Origin of the sequence: Terrihabitans rhizophilus (genome assembly GCF_033898525.1) — a bacterium.
Classification (GTDB): Bacteria; Pseudomonadota; Alphaproteobacteria; order Rhizobiales; family Methylopilaceae; genus Flaviflagellibacter; species Flaviflagellibacter rhizophilus.
Genome location: NZ_JAXAFJ010000005.1, coordinates 13298 through 28959 on the forward strand (window position 1 = coordinate 13298; position 15662 = coordinate 28959).

Consider the following 15662-nt stretch of genomic DNA (forward strand, 5'->3'; position numbering starts at 1 on the left):
GTCTGCTTCTGTCGGTCGGCAGAGGCCAGACGAGTGGTCGGCAACGGCGCGAATAAATCAGCGCCGCCACAAAAGGCACCGCGTGACTATGACAACCTGAGAGGGTATACGGCTCGTATAACTACGGGTGTCCGATGGATCCTTTCAGCCTCATCCTCGTCAGAGCATCCGCCGTTTTCGTCCTCGGCTCAATCTGGTTGGCGACAGCCTCTCGCAGATCCTGAAGCGCAGTGGATCGGGCGTTCCTTGGGACACAGGGGAGCCCGCTAGGGGTCGCCATGTGCCGCGTGGCGGCCCCGCCTTCTCAGAAGTCCTCGGCGTCCAGCTGCGTGATGATGATGGGCAGGCGCTCGGCCACCGCCAGGTCGTTGCTCGGCGGACGGTCGCGGAGCTCGGACAGCGTCACCTCACGGGTGTCGCCATTGACCGTCTCGATCAGCTTGCGGTCATTGCGCACCAGCTTGTAGCCGGCGGTGTCGATCAGCGTGGTTTCCATGTGGGCCTCCTCAGGCGGCAAGAGCGTAGGCGTAGGGCTCGGCGATCATCGACGCGCCGACCTGGCCGGGATGAGTGACATCGTTCATCCAGCTGCGACCGTTGGCGACTTCCCAGCTCACGAACATCTCGCGGAGATCGAGGAACGGCAGGTCCAGTTCGATAGCCATGGCGACGATCTTGTTGACGTAGATCATCTGCGTGACGAGCGGCGTATTGGCGACCGCTCGGGGCGTCGGGTTGACGAGGATCACCGTGGCACCCGTTGCCATGAGAGCCTGGAGGAGACTGCGCAGCGCCGGGTCGAACAGGGTGGGGTCCGTGTTCTGGATCCAGTTGTTCATGCCGATCTGGACGAAGACCACGTCAGGCTGGGCGGCCACCACGGCGCTACGAGCCGACCAGGGATTGGCCGTGTTGTTGATGGTGTCGACGAGTGCGCCCGAGATGCCGGCATTCCAGACATCGATAATAGCCTTAGTGCTGTCGTAAGCCGTGGCCCAGCAGAGATTAAGCGCGCCACCAGAGAGGCGCTTCCAGTTGATGGCGCGCAGCGAGGCCGGGCCACCGAGTGTCACCTTGCGGATAGGGGCGGCACCGGCAGCGTTCGCCGCCACTACGGTCTCCAAGGCTGCACCACCGATGTCCACCGTGAAGGTCGCGGCGCCGGAGAACTGCGCATAGGAATATTCAAGCGTGTCCACCGGCACCTCGGGCATCCACGCCAGCGGATCGCTTGTGGTGCTGTTCTGCCAATAGCCGCCGCCGATGCCTTGGCTGATGTTCCCCCAGCCGGGGCCTGGCACGAGGCGGCTGGCACCGCCGTAGTAGTCCTGAACCGTCACGCCACCGGAGACGCCTGCGCCGCCGGTAATTGCGATGGACTGTGCCGGCAGGAGCTCCCGGTTTACCTGCTCGGCCACCTTGCGAGGGAAAGCCTTCTGCCGCGCACCCGAGAACCCGTTGGCTCCCGTGCCCGTGCCATGCCCCCCAGGGATGCTATCGCCCATGCAGATCACGCGGCCGTTCTGCTTCCCCGAGCGCACATTGCCGCGCATGGTCTGAAGCTTAGCCGTGTTGCTGTCCTTGAAGTTGTAGCAATAGGGCTTCTTCGCACCTGAGAAGAACTCGGCGATCTTCGCGGGCCACGACGAGCCGGGAAGAGCGAAGGTGTAGTCGAAGATGGAGGTGACGGGAGGAGTGGCCATCAGGTGCCTTCCGGATATGAAAAAGCCCGCACGCGCAGCGGGCTGGACGGGGGGGTGGTGGTGATCGGGAGGACTAGACCGGCGCCGCGAGGTAGTTGCCCTCGGGCGTGGTCACGTAGGAGCCATCAGGGAACTTCAGCAGCGTGTACCCTGCCGGCGGCGTGGGCACTCCCCCGCCGGGATCTGGCGGGATGACGATGGGCCCCGACCTGGAAGGCAGCGACAGTCCGAGGCCGAGGTTCATCGGCATGTCTCAACGCACCGCGACGATGTTCGAAGCCGTGGTTCCTGTGCTCCACACGCGCGCCACGGCGAACGGATAGAGCCCTGCCGCCAATCCAACAAAGGGAACCGGCTGCGCGTCGTCAACGAAGGTCACCCGCAGATCGCCGGCCGTCCCCACATACAGAGAGCGGGATACCCGGGAGAGATCGGCATTGTCCGACGGGGTCACCACCGCAGCAGATGTTGCCGGCCCGGCCGGGACTTCATTGCCGTAGTAGGGGTTTTCTGCAGGCATTGGTCACCTCATGAAAAAGCCCGCACGAGGCGGGCGGATGTCGAACACTATGGATACGGGCGGTTACTCAGCCTCTCGGCTGTCCTTGCCGGCATCGCCTTGGGGCTGCTTGATCTCGAGCGTGGTGGTCGCGCCAGACGACCGCGTGGCCTTGTGCGTCACGCTCACGATCCGATAGGTGCCATCCACGCCGGGACGAGCGCCTGAAAGCACCAGCGTGCCCTCGGCCTGCGCATCCACTGTCAGGTCCATCTCGATTGTGCCGTCGCCACCTTCCCGCTCGGAGTCGGACTTGTGGCCCTCGACGAAGCCGCCCGCCTGTTCCTCATCGGCAGCCGTGCCCCGAACCTCATCCGAGACGTCGACCTCGTCGTCGCCGGTCTCGATCTCAATCTCCTTCGTCTTGAAGCTGGCGCTCTTCCGGTCGAACCAGCGAGCGCGCGCTTTTGAGTAGCGTGGGCGACCCTTCGAGGGATCAACGCTGCACGAGATCACGTTGCCGGGGATGCGGGCCTGTACGGTCGGCATCGCCGCACCTGCGCCGTTGCTGCCAGATCCGCGCTTCACGAACACGGCCTGATCCCCACGGATCTTGAAGGTTGCACCGTGCTGGCGGGCCAGCTTCTCAGCAAAAGCCATGAACGACGCGCCGTCCGGTGTCCAATAATCGCGTTTGATAGCCCCTAACTCGGGATCGACCGAGACGCCGGACAGACCGGCGACCTTGGCGGCTTTGTTCAGAGCATCGTCCAGGGTGCCGTCGTCGAGGTGCCATTGCTGGCCTTCCTTGACCTTGCTCCGGGTGTCGAAGCCCTTCGCGTTCACCTGCAGCATGCGTCCGCCGCCGCGCGTCATCGTCCACGGCGTCGAGTCCACCACGCCCTGGAAGGCGAGCACGCCCTGCAGGAACACCGACACCCTGGCTCCCGTCTTCGGCAGGAGGCACTGCCCGCCCGCATCGTCGAACGTCAATTGCGCGGTGTCAGAGCTCGTGCCGTCCTTATCGGAAACGCTGATCTCCGTCAGATAAGGGCGCATGTTTGTGCTGACGTCCGATCCATTGATCGTGACGCGCCAGTCTACCGTCCAGGGCATGCTCAGGCCGACCCGAAGAGCGAAACGGGCTGCACGACGGCTGCGCGAGTGGTCGGGCGATCAGGGATCAGGATCGTGCGACCCATGGGAAGAACGGCTCCTTCGTCAGCCAAGCCAGGGTTAAGCAGCAGGGTTTCAGCGAGAAGCGTGCGGGCCAGCACGGGCCCGAGCTCGCGATGCAAGATCTGGTCGAGCAGGATGTTGTCGCCGCGGACAGTGATTTTCTTGGGCATCAGGCCAGCGCTCCGAACAGGGAAAGAAGGGAGCCGATGATCGCGGGACTGGCACCCTCCGGGGACGTCCGGAACATGCTGATCGTGTAGCCGACGAGGAAGCCGACGCCGTCCCGGTTCAGGTCCGTGTGCCGTTCGCTGATGCTGGTGATGACGAACCAGCCAAGCATCCTGCCGTCGCCCCGCATCACGGGAAGGCGCTGGCCGCCGCGGCGAAAGCCATGAAGGGCCTCCAACTCCGACAGGCCGCCCACCTTGGACGGCAGCAACTGGCCCGTGATCTTAAGCTCGTCATCGCCTTCGCCCATGAACTCGCGGCCCGGCATCGACCCGATCAGCGGCTTCACCGCGAAGTCGGCCGATGCATCGCGGTCTGCGCCCTCTGCATTGAATGGGCGGGTGTCGATGGTGACGGCGCCGAGTTGATAGAGGGACATCGTCAGTACCCCGGATAGGTCGTGTCGGCATGGAGGCCGTCGGCATCGATCCAAGCCCGGGCGGCAGATTGAGAGGCCTCTGCTGCCAAGCCGGGGATCCGCTGCAGGGCAGAGGCCAGAGCTTCGACCTCCCCGCGAGCGGCGCGGATGCTCGATGCGTCGATGTTCGGCCGCGCGGAGACACTGAATGCCTGCTCGATGCGGCTGCCGATTTCCTGCGCCTTAAGGGCAGCAGCTTCACCTTCGGCAGCGATAGGCGCCAAGACGTTCGGCCGAGGCGCAGGTAACGGCATCGTGGCGGCAGCGGACTTTTCCGCAGGCTTTGTGACGATGGGCTCAAGGGGGACCGGCGCCGGAACCATGCGTTCGATCTGTCGAGGAGCCTTCTCCAGAGCAACCTGCTCTCGGCGCTTCCAGAACCAGTCCCAAGTGTCCTTCACGCCGTTGCCGGAGCCTTTGTCCCGGGCTTCGTTCATCCGCCTTTCGAACTCGGCTTTCTTCTCAACGTCGGGGTTAGCCAGAAAGCCAGCGGGATCGCGGGCGAATTCACCCAGCTCTCGCGTCACCCGGATGATGCTGTTCAGATCCGCCGCGAGAGTGCTGACGGTGCGAGCAAGCCGCTCGAAGAAGCTGGACGCTGTCGACTGGCTCGTGTCCATGCCCAAGAACTTGCTCATGCCCTCATTGAGCTCAAGAACGGCGTCCTTGGCCTTCTGGACCTCGGCCCAGTCGATCTTTGCCTCCATCGAGTGCATGCCGTCCTGAACCTGTTTTACCAAGTCAACAGCGCCCTGAAGGCCCGCTTTAAACGCCGGCATACCCATAGTGCCGAGATCAATGGCAAGTTCGCTGATCTGGTTCTTCATCAGCTGCCACTGCGACCAGAAATCGTCCAGCTTCAGGGCGTACGCCTTGTCGAGCGAGCCGAACCACGCCGTCTCATTGGCAGCGAGCGCTTGGTTGCGCCGCAGTTCGCCGACTGCATCGGACAGGCGGAGGATCTTCGAGGCATGCTCCATCCCCACGAAGTTCTTCAGGAAGTCCATGCGGTCTTCGCTGTCGAGCTCCTGCACTCGATCAAGCAGCGTGAGCAGCGCACCGTTCGCGTCTTTCCCCACCGCCTTCGAGAACTTACCGACCGGCCCCATGAACCGCTCGAACGTCTTCCGGGCCTTACCAGTGAGGGTGCCGACCGTCAGCATCTTGGTCGACATGGCTTCCATAGCTGTAGAAGCCACGTCAGAAGACATGCCGATGTTGAGCAGCGTGGCGCCGGCTGCCAGCGTATTTTCCATCGAAAGACCGAGGGTCTTCAACGAGGCGCCCGCGCGGTCCACGAAGTCGACGATGTTCTTCTCGTCGGATATGCCGGCATCTGCCAGCGAGTTCGTCAGGTCGAAGGTGCGGCGGATGGCTTCATCGGACAGGCCCAGGCTCGTCTTTAGCTTGGCCGCAAAGTTGCCGACCTCTTCCGCCGGCATTTCGAAGGCGTCGGATGCCTTCACCGACAAGGCGGCAAACTGCTTCAGGTCATCTATGGGGATGCCGGCCGCAGCGCCGCGTTCGTAGGCGCCAATGATCTCCTGGATAGGCACAGCCAAGTCGCCGCTGGTGGCCAGAGCCTTGATCTCTTCGCCGAGCCGCGCGGTCTCGTCCGCGGTGGTGCCGGCCTTCTTCTGGATCCCTGTCAGCGCGCTTTCGAAGTTGGCCGCCTGAGTGATGACGGACTGTCCGCCCATCGCTCCGGCCACAGGTGCGAGATACGACGCGGTCGTGGCGAGCATCATTGCGTTGGCTTTCGCCATACCCGCTGCCGACTGAGCCGTCAGCTTCGCCTGCCGACGCATCAGTCCCATCGCCCCGCGCTGCTTGCGCTCCAGATCATCGATGGCCCGGCCGACCCCACGGGCGGGCCCGGAGACCTTGTCGGTCAGGCTCAGGACTAGTTCGGAGGAGAGCCGCGCCATATCAAGCAGTCCGCAGCGCAGGCGCAATGTGGCGTGCGCAGACTGTTACCAATTCAGCGTCTACCCAGCGTAGGAATCGCAACGCGTCCGTGGAGACGCCAGCCATGCGGGCATGAAGCTCCAACTCGCTGATGTCGCCCCGAAGCGCGTCCTCGACGTCGCTGAACGCCGGGTGACGAAGCTCGATCACGGCCACGCGCACGCCAGCCACCTCGAACGGCGCACTGAGCGGGATTTGAACAAGGGGCGGAGTGGGGTCATAGGTTGCCTCGATCCGAGGCCAGACCACGACTTCGGCGGCGGGCGCATTCTGGTGCACTGGACCTGCTGCCGTGGTGTCGGTCTCGGACCCGGATTTGCGCAGGCGGGCGAAATCTGCCTGCCGCGCTTCGACGTCAATCGACCATCCGCTTTCGGCACCAGGCGCCTCTTGGCCATCGCGAACGCTGGCTGCTATGTGGGTTGATGCTTCGGTCAATGAGTAAATCCTTGAGAGCGAGAAGGCCGCGATGCTGCACAAACTTGCCTATGCCGCTTTGCTCCTGACCGGGTTGGGGACCGGCGCAAAGGCAGAATTCTTTTCTGGCAACGACCTCATGGCCGGCTGTCAGGTCCGCTCTGCGGCGGTTTCGAGTTATGTGCTAGGCGTCGTGGACGCTGCCGAACTTCATGCCGTTGCGGGAGGGTCGAGCATCAAGATTTGCGCCCCGCCCGGCGCCACCGGCGAGCAGCTGCGAGATGTCTTCTGCAAGGCGCTTCTGGCCAAGCCGGAAGATCGTCACCGCCCAGCTGCAGCATTAGCGTCGTTGGCGCTGGACGAGGCCTTCCCCTGTAAGGACTAGCACCGCCCCTTTGCTCAGGCGCCGAGCGCCGTCCGCACACTTCGGAACAGGTCGACGCCGTCACGCCGAACGATCCGCTCCCAGAAGTCGAAGTAGATCAGCTCCTGGCCGTCGAGCGTGAACTCAAAGTGCGTCACCTCATTGAACGCATAGTTCGATGCCTGCATCTCAGCAGGATCGCTTTCGTCGGGCTCCCACGATGTCACTGCGCCTTCGATGATGCCGCGGGCGGGAATGTCCCGGTTCGTCTTCTTGTCCCGGTAGGCCGCCGCGAACGTCCAGCGGTCGACGACGCCCATGCCCCGGATGACATCAGGATCGATGCCCTTTGCCGAGAAGGTGGGTTCCAGCGCCTCGATCCGGGGCTGGGTGAAGTTCACCGTGCCGACGCCACCGCCAGGCGAGTGCTCCGACGTGATGAAGTTCACCGGCGGGATCGTCAGCGTGTTGATGGTGGTCGCGTGCGACGTGCCGGTCTCGGTTGCCCGGCGAACGTCTACGGCAGTGAGCATGAGAAGCGGCTGCTGAGCCATGGTCGGACCTCTTAGGCGGTGGTGTTGAGACGGGCGACGATCTCGGCGACGAGACCTTCGACGGCGGGGCGATAGCGGCGGATATCCGTGTCGGCGCGCTTGAAGACCGGCGCCGGCTCGATGCCGAGGTCGAGCTTGATGCGACCGAGGCGGATCTGCTCGGGGCTGTTCTGGTCGGGGATGAAGACGTCCTTGTTGTAACCAAGGATGTCGTCGTCGGCGGCGTGGTCCCGCAGCATGAACAGGATCGAGTTGATGTAGGCCTCGACCAGGTCGGGCGAGACCTTGCGGCCGAGGAACTGGCGCGTGATCTGCATAAGCTTCACGGTGATGTAGTCGGCGCCGCGGACCTGATGGATCTGCTTCCAGAGCTCACCGGTGTCCGTGTCGTCGGTGCCGATGAAGACGAAACCGCCATCGGCGACAGCCCCGTCCACGTTCACCTCGCCCGGCACCACAATGGACACCTCACCGTCCAGCAGCATCTGGCCGTCGGTCGAGCCATCGAGGAGCGAGAAGCCGATCTTCCGCGACAAGCCGGCCAAGCCATAGATCGCCCGGTTGGCGATGGGATCGAAAGGCTTGCCCTCGTTCTCGTTGTCGACACGGGCGAACAGGCCGAGGATGCGCGGACCCATCGGGCGCGTCACGACCGTTTCGCCCTCATAAACCCGCCCCGCCACGCCGACCGGCATGAGGCGCTGGGAATTCATCGTCTCGCGGGCATCAATGGCCTTTGCGGTGGCCGTGTCGTCGACGTCCACGACCGAGATTGCCAGAAGATTGCCGCACGCCTGATCCAGCGCGGCCACCACGGGATTGACCAGGAACTCGCCTGCATTTTCCGGGTCTGCCGGCCGGAACGACGTGCGGCCGGCCCAGACGAGACGCGGGGTTGCGTTTACCGCCGACGGGATCGAGGACACATTGCCCAGCGCTGCGGCGATGTTTGCAGCCGTTGCCGCCACCGTGCCGCCCTCGGCGACGCGGACGACGGTGACGTCAGCGCCACGGTTCTCGCCGGTCAGCTGCGCGTTGATGCCGCGCACTGCGTCCGCAAGGTTGCCCGTGCCGAGCCCGGCGACGGCGTCCTTGTCACTGGACGAGAAGCGGACCGGCGTCCCGATGGGGAACTCCGCATCCGATGCACCGGTGGAGCTCTCCACCAGCAGCATCTTGGAGAAGTCTGCGCCGAGGACGGGAACCGGCTCGTCTGCAGGTCGGGAAAACTGCATCCCGAAAATGGGTGCGCTCATGATTGTCTCCTGTGGGAAAGAAACCGGCGCTCGCGGCTCCCGGTCGGGCAAAGAAAAAGGCACCCGTGAAGGTGCCTGCGATCAGATCCAGTTGTTGCTCGGCGGTTCAGTCGAGCCCCCATTTGTTCCGGCGGATGGAGCCGTCATCGAGGACGGCGGGCGCGATGCAGAGCGGCCGGGTAAAGCTGCTCATGCCGGCTTCTTCACCTCAAAGGCGAGGCCGACGAGGAGGTTCCTGGCCCCGATGTCAGGCATGTCAACGGTGACGGCCGGCGAACCCTTCTGGAAGATCTTATAACCCGCCTGCAGGTTGAGATCCCCGGCGCGCATATCGATCCTGTCGAACTCGGACATCGTGAGCCGCTGCGTGGTCGGGGAGCCGGTCGATGCGTGAGAGCTCATGTAGCCGAGGACGATAACCGGATGGTTGACGGCATATGCGGACACGGTCTGCGCCGCAGGATCGTTCGCCGAATAGGTTCCCACTTGGCTGCCTGAGATGGGCGCGCCAACCACGCCCTGTCGGATAGCTCTGAAGATGAACGTTAGGTAGTCGCTGCCGACACTTCCGCTCATCGCGTTGTAGGCGCCGCTCTCGGTGCCGTCGCACGTCTTGCGAGAGCACAACACCACCGCGCCGTTGTAGGTCATGCCGCCGGCAGCGGTCATTCCTGCCGGGTAGGCGTAGGATGGCGTGGCGAGATTGCTGTTCGCGGCGGCGTTGATGATGACGGCGAGGTCGCCCGCCTTGATGCCCGGCGGCCAGTAGTTCTCGGTCCATGGCGTGGCAAGCACTTGCTTCACGCGGAGCGGGCCGCCGATGAGACCGACACCGCCGATCATGGCGCCGGCCAGGTGATGCCGTCTGCGACAGCGATGGCCTCTTCTATGCTCCCCGCCGCATTGACCGCCTTCTTAGCGCCCAGGCGCTTGCCCTCGATGGAGCCGCCTATCAACTCCCACATTGCGTTCTGGTTGAGGACGACGTCCACGACACCTTCCATGGTAGGCGCCGTGATGCCGACCTCGAAGCTCAGGAGGACGAAGTCTGCATCCTGCGGGTCAGCCGTCTCGCTCCAGCGGCGCGCTTCTGCGAGCTTCGCCTGATAGGTCATCTCTTGGCCCGCGCTCACGGTGATGAAGCCCGAGCGCGCCGTGCCGGCGGCGGCATCGATCTCAGCAGCCAGTCGGGCCTTCACCTCGGAAAGCGCCGGGCTCTGCCACTCGGCCGTGCCGATGACCACACCATCTTCGATGCTGATCAGGGTGCCGATTTTGTCGGCGAAGCGATGGGGCCGCGCGATCTGCTCCTGATAGGGCAGGATCGCATGACCCTCTTCTGCCCAATCTTCCGGTGCGCACATCACGTAGACGCCCTCGACCATGAAGGGCGGAAACTCCGGCCCTGCGCTGGTCTGCAAAAGGGTCAGGGGATCGAGCTTGACGAGCGCGCGCATCAAAGCCTCCGGATGTTGCAGGTGTTGAACCCGGCGCCGCCGGCTCGCCGCAGCTGCACGTGATAGGAGCCGTCCGTGGCGATGGTGTCGCCGTAGTCCGCGGAGTTCTGGAACCCGGCCGCTATGGTGACAGTGCCGCCCGTGCCATCCGTCCAGAAGAAGAGCTCGACGAACCCGTCTTCGGTGAGCGGGGCAATGGTGAAGGCGAACGATGTCCGGCGTCCATACTTGAGATTTCCAAGCCCGGGATCGAACGCGAGCGTCCCGGTGAGCGCGCCGATGTCCTTACCGGTGGTGCGAAAGCCGCCCGTGATGACTTGCCCGAGGCCGGTGAGCGTCGCCGCTCCGGCACCTACCACCTGCGCGAGGAGCGCAGCCGCATCGGCGAGCCCCGCCAGAGTGCGGCCATAGACCGTGAGCGCATAGGTGCCGAACGCAGTGCCACTGGTCGAGAAGATACCCCGGTTCGCCGCATAACCGCCGGCGCCAGCTATTCCGGTGAGGATGCCGCTCGCCTGTTGCTTCGAGCCAAGCAACCCCGCCTGTGTGGAGATGGCCTGATTGATTGAAGCCAGATCGTCGTCGAAGCCGGCGATGTCCTCGCCCAAGGCGTTGCTGGCGGCAACCAATTGCTCCACGGCTGCCTGGACGTTCGTCGCCGTGAGCCCGGCTACAGGCGCCAAGGTGGACGATGCTGCAGGCAGAACGCCAGTAGCGATGTCCTCATAGGCCGCGATGATCTGGTCGGCGGCTTCCTGGATCTCGATCAGCGTCTGGCGCTGGACGTCCACCACCTCGGTGATGTTCGCGGAGACGATGGCCAGCGCCTGGCTGGTGATGAGGTCGATGGCCGACTGATAGTCAGCCTCGGTCATCTCCAGCGAACGAAGCCGCTGGCCAACGCTCGTAAAGAACCCCTGGAAGAACTCCCGCGTGGCACTCTGGCCGAGCGGGATCAGGTAGTCGTTATCGGGGCTCGGCGCTGTCAACGACATCCGGACCCTCCTGCTCAACGATGGCCTTCAGGGCGCGGCCGCTCATCTCGTGCCGCGGCAAAGGCAGCAGCATCGCACCGCGGTAGTTCACGGCGCGGGTCAGCTTCACCTCGTAGGTGCCATCGCTGTCGTAGGTGATTGTGCTCGCTTCAGACATCGGCTTCACCTCAGAGCGCGAAGAGCGCGGTGTTTTCGAGGAAGGCGGTCAGGACGATGTTGGTCGTCGTGAGACCGGGGGCATTGCGGACCACCGATGTGCCGGCGGGCACCGTGTAGGTGGACAGCACCTCGCGGCGCTCGGGCCGGTCTTGATCGATGATCGTGGTGCTGACGTCCGGCGCGATCAGCGTCTGGGACGCCCCCGCCATGATACGCGGCGAGAACCCCTGCACCGCGGGGTCGAAGTCGTCGATGGTCGTCAGCGTCTGGATCGTGGTGGTCGTCAGGCCAAGGTTGATCGCTTCCGACACTGCGCGCAGCTCCGGTGCCGGCCGGGCCGTGCGGGAGACGGCGAACGCATCCATCACGATCATGGGCGCCAGATCTGGAGTGGCGAGCATCGTGCAGCGCAGCTGAACCAGCGATGGCAGGCTCGCAAGCGGCCCATCCTCGGCAACGTCCAGGAAGCTCCAAGGCAGCTCGTCGACCGTGCGGATCTCCCACTCGATGGCGGTCCCGTCCGGACGCCAGTTCGCGTAGAGCAGCATCAGTTCGGTCATGCCGTTTTCCAGCGTGACTGGCTGGAAATTGACGACCGTTCGGGTGTTCGCGAAGCGCGCGGCGTTGAGGCGGAAGTTGAAGTCGAATTCCAGATCGCCTTGCGCCCAGGCACCATCCGTCAGACGGAACGAGGTTCCGCCTGAGTAGGCATTCCCAGTCGTGCCGCGCAGCTGATGATTGCCGACCGTGACCGTGAACCAGGCATAGCGATTGCCGGGGGTCAGGTAGGTGGGTGGCAGGTTGAACTTGTTGGCGCCAAGGACCAGCTCGGAGCGCGGTTTCGTGACGTTCGCTAGCACCGCGGTGACAACAGGAGCGCCGGTCGGGTCCGTTTCGCAGAGGAACAGGTGCACGTCGCCGTCGTTGCCGACGCGGCTGAAATCCAGGTCTATCGAGGTGGCGATTGTCGGCTGCGAGACGAGGATCGTTTCGCCATGGACCGAGCCGTTCACGCCGATTTCGGTGGTGACGTAGTCCCAATAGACGTCGGTCCACTCGATCTTCTTGACCGTGCGGACGGCGTAGATGTTGTGGCCTCGGTCCTGCCGCTTCACCAAGCCGACGGTCTCGAACGTCTCGCCGTTCTTACTGAAGGTGCGGCTCGCTTGGAGATCAGGCGAATAGCGTGACCACTCCTTCGCGTTCTCGCAGATGTGGATGGTCTCGCCGTATTCGAGCTTCGAGCGAGCCACCTCGCGCCTTATGGCGTTCACCTCGCTGTGGGTGGTCTGCGAGATGTCACGGGTGGCTGTGCCGCCCCAATTGGACATGCGCGTCACTTCAGACCATGCGGGCATCATGCGGCGCCCGGTGAAGCGGATCCTCGGATCGTCCTCGGTCACCAGTTGAAGCTGGGCTTCCTTCTGGTTCGCATAAGGATGGTGGATGCCCTCGTCGACGCGGCTGCGCCACTGCGCATGGTTCGGGTCCCACTGGTCATAGAGCAGGCCCGGATCGTACCAGTCGGAGCGAGCGCCAGCCGGCACGTTGTTCTGCTGCCGCATGGCGGCGACGTCCCGGCGGATCTGCCGGATGATTTCCGGGCGGACCATGGCCCGGCGCAGATCGTTGATGGCGCTGTTCGCGTTGGCGAGGTCGGTTTCGAGCGTGGTGGTGCGCAGGAACAGCGCGGCAAGATTGACCTCGAGCGCGGTGACGCGGCCCTCCACTTCGTAGAGCGGCTTAACGCGGTGACCCTCGCTCGGCACGATGGTCTGAACCCCGGCGCTGGTCAGCCGGACGAACGCAATGCAGCAGTCGGTATCCGCCACGACCGGACGCAAGGCCGGCGCGGGAGATGCGAGACCCTGCTGGACCACGATGCCGACCACCCGACGCTCAACGTTCGGCGTGGAGCGCATGACGACAGACGCGTCATCGGCATCCTCCGCCAGATCCTTGAAGGGGCGGATGGCCTCCTCGATGTCCGTGCGGCCGCGAAGGATCAGCGCCACCCAGCGCTCATCGCTGACGACTACGGGCAGATAGGCCTGCAGGTTGACGTCCTGAACGCCGGTTGCCTCGAAGACGGTGCGGTCCTCGTGGTAGCGGCCCGGAGAAACTGTGACGACCTGGGTATTGGCCGCGGCCGAGACGGTGAAGCGCGCCCAATGCGCCGGGTACGCGATGGCATCCTCGACAAGATTGTCGATAGCCGCCTGCGGGAACAGGGTCATATCGTCGAAGTCGGAAGGCTCAAGGATCTCGGCCTCGGCTGTCAGCAGGCGATTGCTCATCAGAGCCTCTTACGGTCGCGGAAATCGCCGAAGCGAAAGGAGCCATCCAGCGGAAAGCCGTCATCGATGGTGACGGGCCGGCGGTGGCCATGATTGATCGTGATCAAGGTCTCGGGGGCCTTGGCGGCCTGCACCGCGCGGCGCACTCGGCGGATAGGTTCACGGTCGACGGTGCGCAGCGCGTCACGCCGTAGAGCCGAGCGCCCGACCACGAAGGCGCCGGATGGAAAGCGGAGCGGCACCTTCACGAGCAGATGCGCCGTGAACGGTTTGTGGCCGATAGGGTCAAGCCCTATCGCGGAGAAGCCAACGACGAACCGTCGAGGATGCGAGATCCTGTCGATGATCGAGGCGTCGACGAAAGGCAGGAACCGGTCCAGCGCCGCCCGCGTGCCGACGAGTGCGGCGAGCTCTGCGGCTTCGGCGATCATCTGCCGCTTACGATCAGCCGACCAATCGTCGAACCAGAGGTCTACGGACTCGTGCGCGGCCAGGAACGGCAGCCAATCCATCGGAGACGTGGCCGAACCGAGGATGGCCCGCAGCGGCACCGGCAGATCATCTGACGCTGCAAAGGATACGGCCTTTGTGAACGGTCCTGAGGAAGCCGGCAGGATTTCGTCTGCCGTCGCCTTCATGCGCGCACCTCGGCCGTGACGGTGATGCTGGTACAGACGGGCACCGTGTAGGGGTTCGGAAGCACCACGACCGGCACAAGATCACGAACCTTGATGACGTTCGGTCCGTAAGCGGCACCCGGCAAAAGCCCTGGCGGGATTTCGCCACCGATCAAAGTCCGCTCGTCAGTCGCCGCCCGCACACGGCTCGCGGTCTCTGCCACCAGCAACGCGGCATCAGGACCCGGTGGGACCTCGATCACGAGCGAGACCACATATTCTAGCCGCGTGGCGCGGAGCACGGATACGCCGACCGCCTCCGGCTGCACGGATGGATCCAGAACCGCGGCCCGCACCGCAGCCATTTCCTCAGTGGTGGCATCGCGTCCGCCGGGCCCCACGATCACAACGTCGGTGTCACCCGGCCGTCCATGCACGATGCGGCCATTAACCTTCGCGTCCCCGGCAAGGGGAAACACGCGAAAGACCTCGTAGAGATAGCGGCCGGCAGACCCTGCCGACGGTCTGTCGAAGGACAGCAGGTAACGGCGCAGCAGGGCCGCGTCCGTCTCCAGCACCGCAGGGGTGTTCAGCGCGATGTTCGCCGGGACAACGATCAGGCGCTGGATGCCTTGCCGCGCGACGATGTTGTCGAGGTCCGCGCCGGAGGCCAGAGGCGCAAGCACGGCGCGAACGGCGTCGTTCACTCGTGCCCGGTCCATCAGCCGTAGATAAGCCCAGGCCTTGGCGAAGATCGACGCCGGGTTTGCCTCAAGCCCTGCGACTTCGAAGGCCGGCAAGCTGGCATCGCGTCCACGTTCCTCGTCCCAGAACGCGACGAACCGCGTCAGGAAGTCGGTCTTCAGCCTGACCGGGTCCAGCGGCTCGATGGCGTTTGGCGCTGGCATACGGGAAAGATCGACGGTCGTCGGAGCGAAAGTCATGCGCCGACCCTCCTGATGCGATTGCCGAACAGGCCGAATGTCTGGACGCTCTCGACGGTCGGGTCGCCGAGGTGGCCGCGTGGCCGCCAGTCGACTTCGATGCGAACACCCGCCTGTCCAAGCCGGAGCTCGTCGACGCTGCCCGTGAGCGAGACGCGACGAACCCGAAACCTCGGCTCCCATAGATCGATTGCAGCCGCGAGCAGGATCGCGAAGGCGGCGACCGTCTTCGGTGTCAGCGCCCGGCCAAGAAGTTCGATGATGCCGGCGCCGAACTCGCGGAGCAGCACCATTTCCCCGAGCCGGGTCGCGAAGATGATCTCCACCGATTGCAGCGCCGAGGCATAGTTGTCGATGACAGCCCCGGTGCGCTGGTTGAGATCAGCCACCCTCAGCGCCTCTTGGCTGCCTGAGCAGGAGTCGCCGGCTCTGCCTCGGCCGGCACAGCGATCTCGCGCTCTTCCTTGAGCTCAATGCGTCCTTGATCCAGGTCGAAGCGAGCCTCGGCCGCCGTCAACTTGATCTCGCGGCTCTCAGGCACGCGGCTGCCGTTGACCCATTCCACACCGGGAAGGGCCTGATAGGTCTTCTTGCTCATGATGGTTCC

The 15662-nt window shown here is 64.4% G+C and carries 21 protein-coding genes; 1 reads left to right on the top strand and 20 read right to left on the bottom strand.

The features are described 5' to 3' along the window. Nucleotides 1–304 precede the first annotated feature (304 nt). The 9 genes from SCD90_RS09445 to SCD90_RS09485 all read right to left on the bottom strand — a co-directional run bounded on the left by SCD90_RS09445 (nt 305) and on the right by SCD90_RS09485 (nt 6433). Nucleotides 305–496: a hypothetical protein gene (locus SCD90_RS09445; RefSeq protein WP_319844426.1), complete on the bottom strand. Its 192-nt coding sequence runs from the start codon at nt 494–496 to the stop codon at nt 305–307. Nucleotides 497–506: 10 nt separating this feature from the next. After that, complete coding sequence (locus SCD90_RS09450) at nt 507–1703, bottom strand: SGNH/GDSL hydrolase family protein (RefSeq protein WP_319844427.1); 1197 nt, start codon at nt 1701–1703, stop codon at nt 507–509. Between the two features lie 73 nt (nt 1704–1776). Then, entirely contained in the window at nt 1777–1947 is a 171-nt protein-coding gene (locus tag SCD90_RS09455) for a hypothetical protein (RefSeq protein WP_319844428.1), read from the bottom strand. 9 nt (nt 1948–1956) lie between these two features. Continuing rightward, nucleotides 1957–2223: a spike base protein, RCAP_Rcc01079 family gene (locus SCD90_RS09460; RefSeq protein ID WP_319844429.1), complete on the bottom strand. Its 267-nt coding sequence runs from the start codon at nt 2221–2223 to the stop codon at nt 1957–1959. A 63-nt stretch (nt 2224–2286) separates the two neighbouring features. Beyond that, complete coding sequence (locus tag SCD90_RS09465; protein WP_319844430.1) at nt 2287–3318, bottom strand: phage late control D family protein; 1032 nt, start codon at nt 3316–3318, stop codon at nt 2287–2289. A 2-nt stretch (nt 3319–3320) separates the two neighbouring features. Beyond that, nucleotides 3321–3551, bottom strand: a complete 231-nt coding sequence (locus SCD90_RS09470) for a tail protein X (RefSeq protein ID WP_319844431.1) — start codon at nt 3549–3551, stop codon at nt 3321–3323. Next, nucleotides 3551–3988 carry a phage tail protein gene (locus SCD90_RS09475; RefSeq protein ID WP_319844432.1) on the bottom strand — a complete coding sequence of 146 codons (438 nt, stop codon included), beginning with the start codon at nt 3986–3988 and terminating at the stop codon, nt 3551–3553. The genes SCD90_RS09470 and SCD90_RS09475 overlap by 1 nt, the downstream gene beginning before the upstream one ends. Before the next feature lie 2 nt (nt 3989–3990). Continuing rightward, entirely contained in the window at nt 3991–5955 is a 1965-nt protein-coding gene (locus SCD90_RS09480; protein ID WP_319844433.1) for a phage tail tape measure protein, read from the bottom strand. Between the two features lies 1 nt (nt 5956). Further along, nucleotides 5957–6433: a phage tail assembly protein gene (locus SCD90_RS09485; protein ID WP_319844434.1), complete on the bottom strand. Its 477-nt coding sequence runs from the start codon at nt 6431–6433 to the stop codon at nt 5957–5959. 31 nt (nt 6434–6464) lie between these two features. Between SCD90_RS09485 and SCD90_RS09490 the strand changes: the two genes are divergently transcribed. Then, nucleotides 6465–6797: a Rap1a/Tai family immunity protein gene (locus tag SCD90_RS09490; RefSeq protein ID WP_319844435.1), complete on the top strand. Its 333-nt coding sequence runs from the start codon at nt 6465–6467 to the stop codon at nt 6795–6797. Between the two features lie 14 nt (nt 6798–6811). On the opposite strand, the gene SCD90_RS09495 is transcribed toward SCD90_RS09490, so the two are convergent. The 11 genes from SCD90_RS09495 to SCD90_RS09545 all read right to left on the bottom strand — a co-directional run bounded on the left by SCD90_RS09495 (nt 6812) and on the right by SCD90_RS09545 (nt 15653). Then, on the bottom strand, nt 6812–7330 hold the full coding sequence (locus SCD90_RS09495; RefSeq protein ID WP_319844436.1) for a phage major tail tube protein: 519 nt from the start codon (nt 7328–7330) through the stop codon (nt 6812–6814). 11 nt (nt 7331–7341) lie between these two features. Continuing rightward, the gene (locus SCD90_RS09500; protein WP_319844437.1) at nt 7342–8586 is read right to left on the bottom strand and encodes a phage tail protein; all 1245 of its coding nucleotides are present in this window, start codon (nt 8584–8586) and stop codon (nt 7342–7344) included. Nucleotides 8587–8775: 189 nt separating this feature from the next. Next, nucleotides 8776–9429: a hypothetical protein gene (locus SCD90_RS09505; protein WP_319844438.1), complete on the bottom strand. Its 654-nt coding sequence runs from the start codon at nt 9427–9429 to the stop codon at nt 8776–8778. Further along, complete coding sequence (locus tag SCD90_RS09510; protein WP_319844439.1) at nt 9426–10043, bottom strand: hypothetical protein; 618 nt, start codon at nt 10041–10043, stop codon at nt 9426–9428. The genes SCD90_RS09505 and SCD90_RS09510 overlap by 4 nt, the downstream gene beginning before the upstream one ends. Then, nucleotides 10043–11038 carry a hypothetical protein gene (locus SCD90_RS09515; RefSeq protein WP_319844440.1) on the bottom strand — a complete coding sequence of 332 codons (996 nt, stop codon included), beginning with the start codon at nt 11036–11038 and terminating at the stop codon, nt 10043–10045. The genes SCD90_RS09510 and SCD90_RS09515 overlap by 1 nt, the downstream gene beginning before the upstream one ends. Further along, complete coding sequence (locus SCD90_RS09520) at nt 11010–11195, bottom strand: hypothetical protein (RefSeq protein ID WP_319844441.1); 186 nt, start codon at nt 11193–11195, stop codon at nt 11010–11012. Before SCD90_RS09520 ends, SCD90_RS09515 begins: the two co-directional genes overlap by 29 nt. Before the next feature lie 10 nt (nt 11196–11205). Then, nucleotides 11206–13494, bottom strand: coding sequence for a hypothetical protein (locus tag SCD90_RS09525; protein ID WP_319844442.1), 2289 nt, complete (start codon nt 13492–13494; stop codon nt 11206–11208). Beyond that, the gene (locus SCD90_RS09530; RefSeq protein WP_319844443.1) at nt 13494–14132 is read right to left on the bottom strand and encodes a phage tail protein I; all 639 of its coding nucleotides are present in this window, start codon (nt 14130–14132) and stop codon (nt 13494–13496) included. The genes SCD90_RS09525 and SCD90_RS09530 overlap by 1 nt, the downstream gene beginning before the upstream one ends. Next, complete coding sequence (locus SCD90_RS09535) at nt 14129–15055, bottom strand: baseplate J/gp47 family protein (protein ID WP_319844444.1); 927 nt, start codon at nt 15053–15055, stop codon at nt 14129–14131. The genes SCD90_RS09530 and SCD90_RS09535 overlap by 4 nt, the downstream gene beginning before the upstream one ends. Next, entirely contained in the window at nt 15052–15444 is a 393-nt protein-coding gene (locus SCD90_RS09540) for a GPW/gp25 family protein (RefSeq protein ID WP_319844445.1), read from the bottom strand. Before SCD90_RS09540 ends, SCD90_RS09535 begins: the two co-directional genes overlap by 4 nt. A gap of 2 nt (nt 15445–15446) precedes the next feature. Continuing rightward, complete coding sequence (locus tag SCD90_RS09545) at nt 15447–15653, bottom strand: hypothetical protein (protein WP_319844446.1); 207 nt, start codon at nt 15651–15653, stop codon at nt 15447–15449. Nucleotides 15654–15662 lie beyond the last annotated feature (9 nt).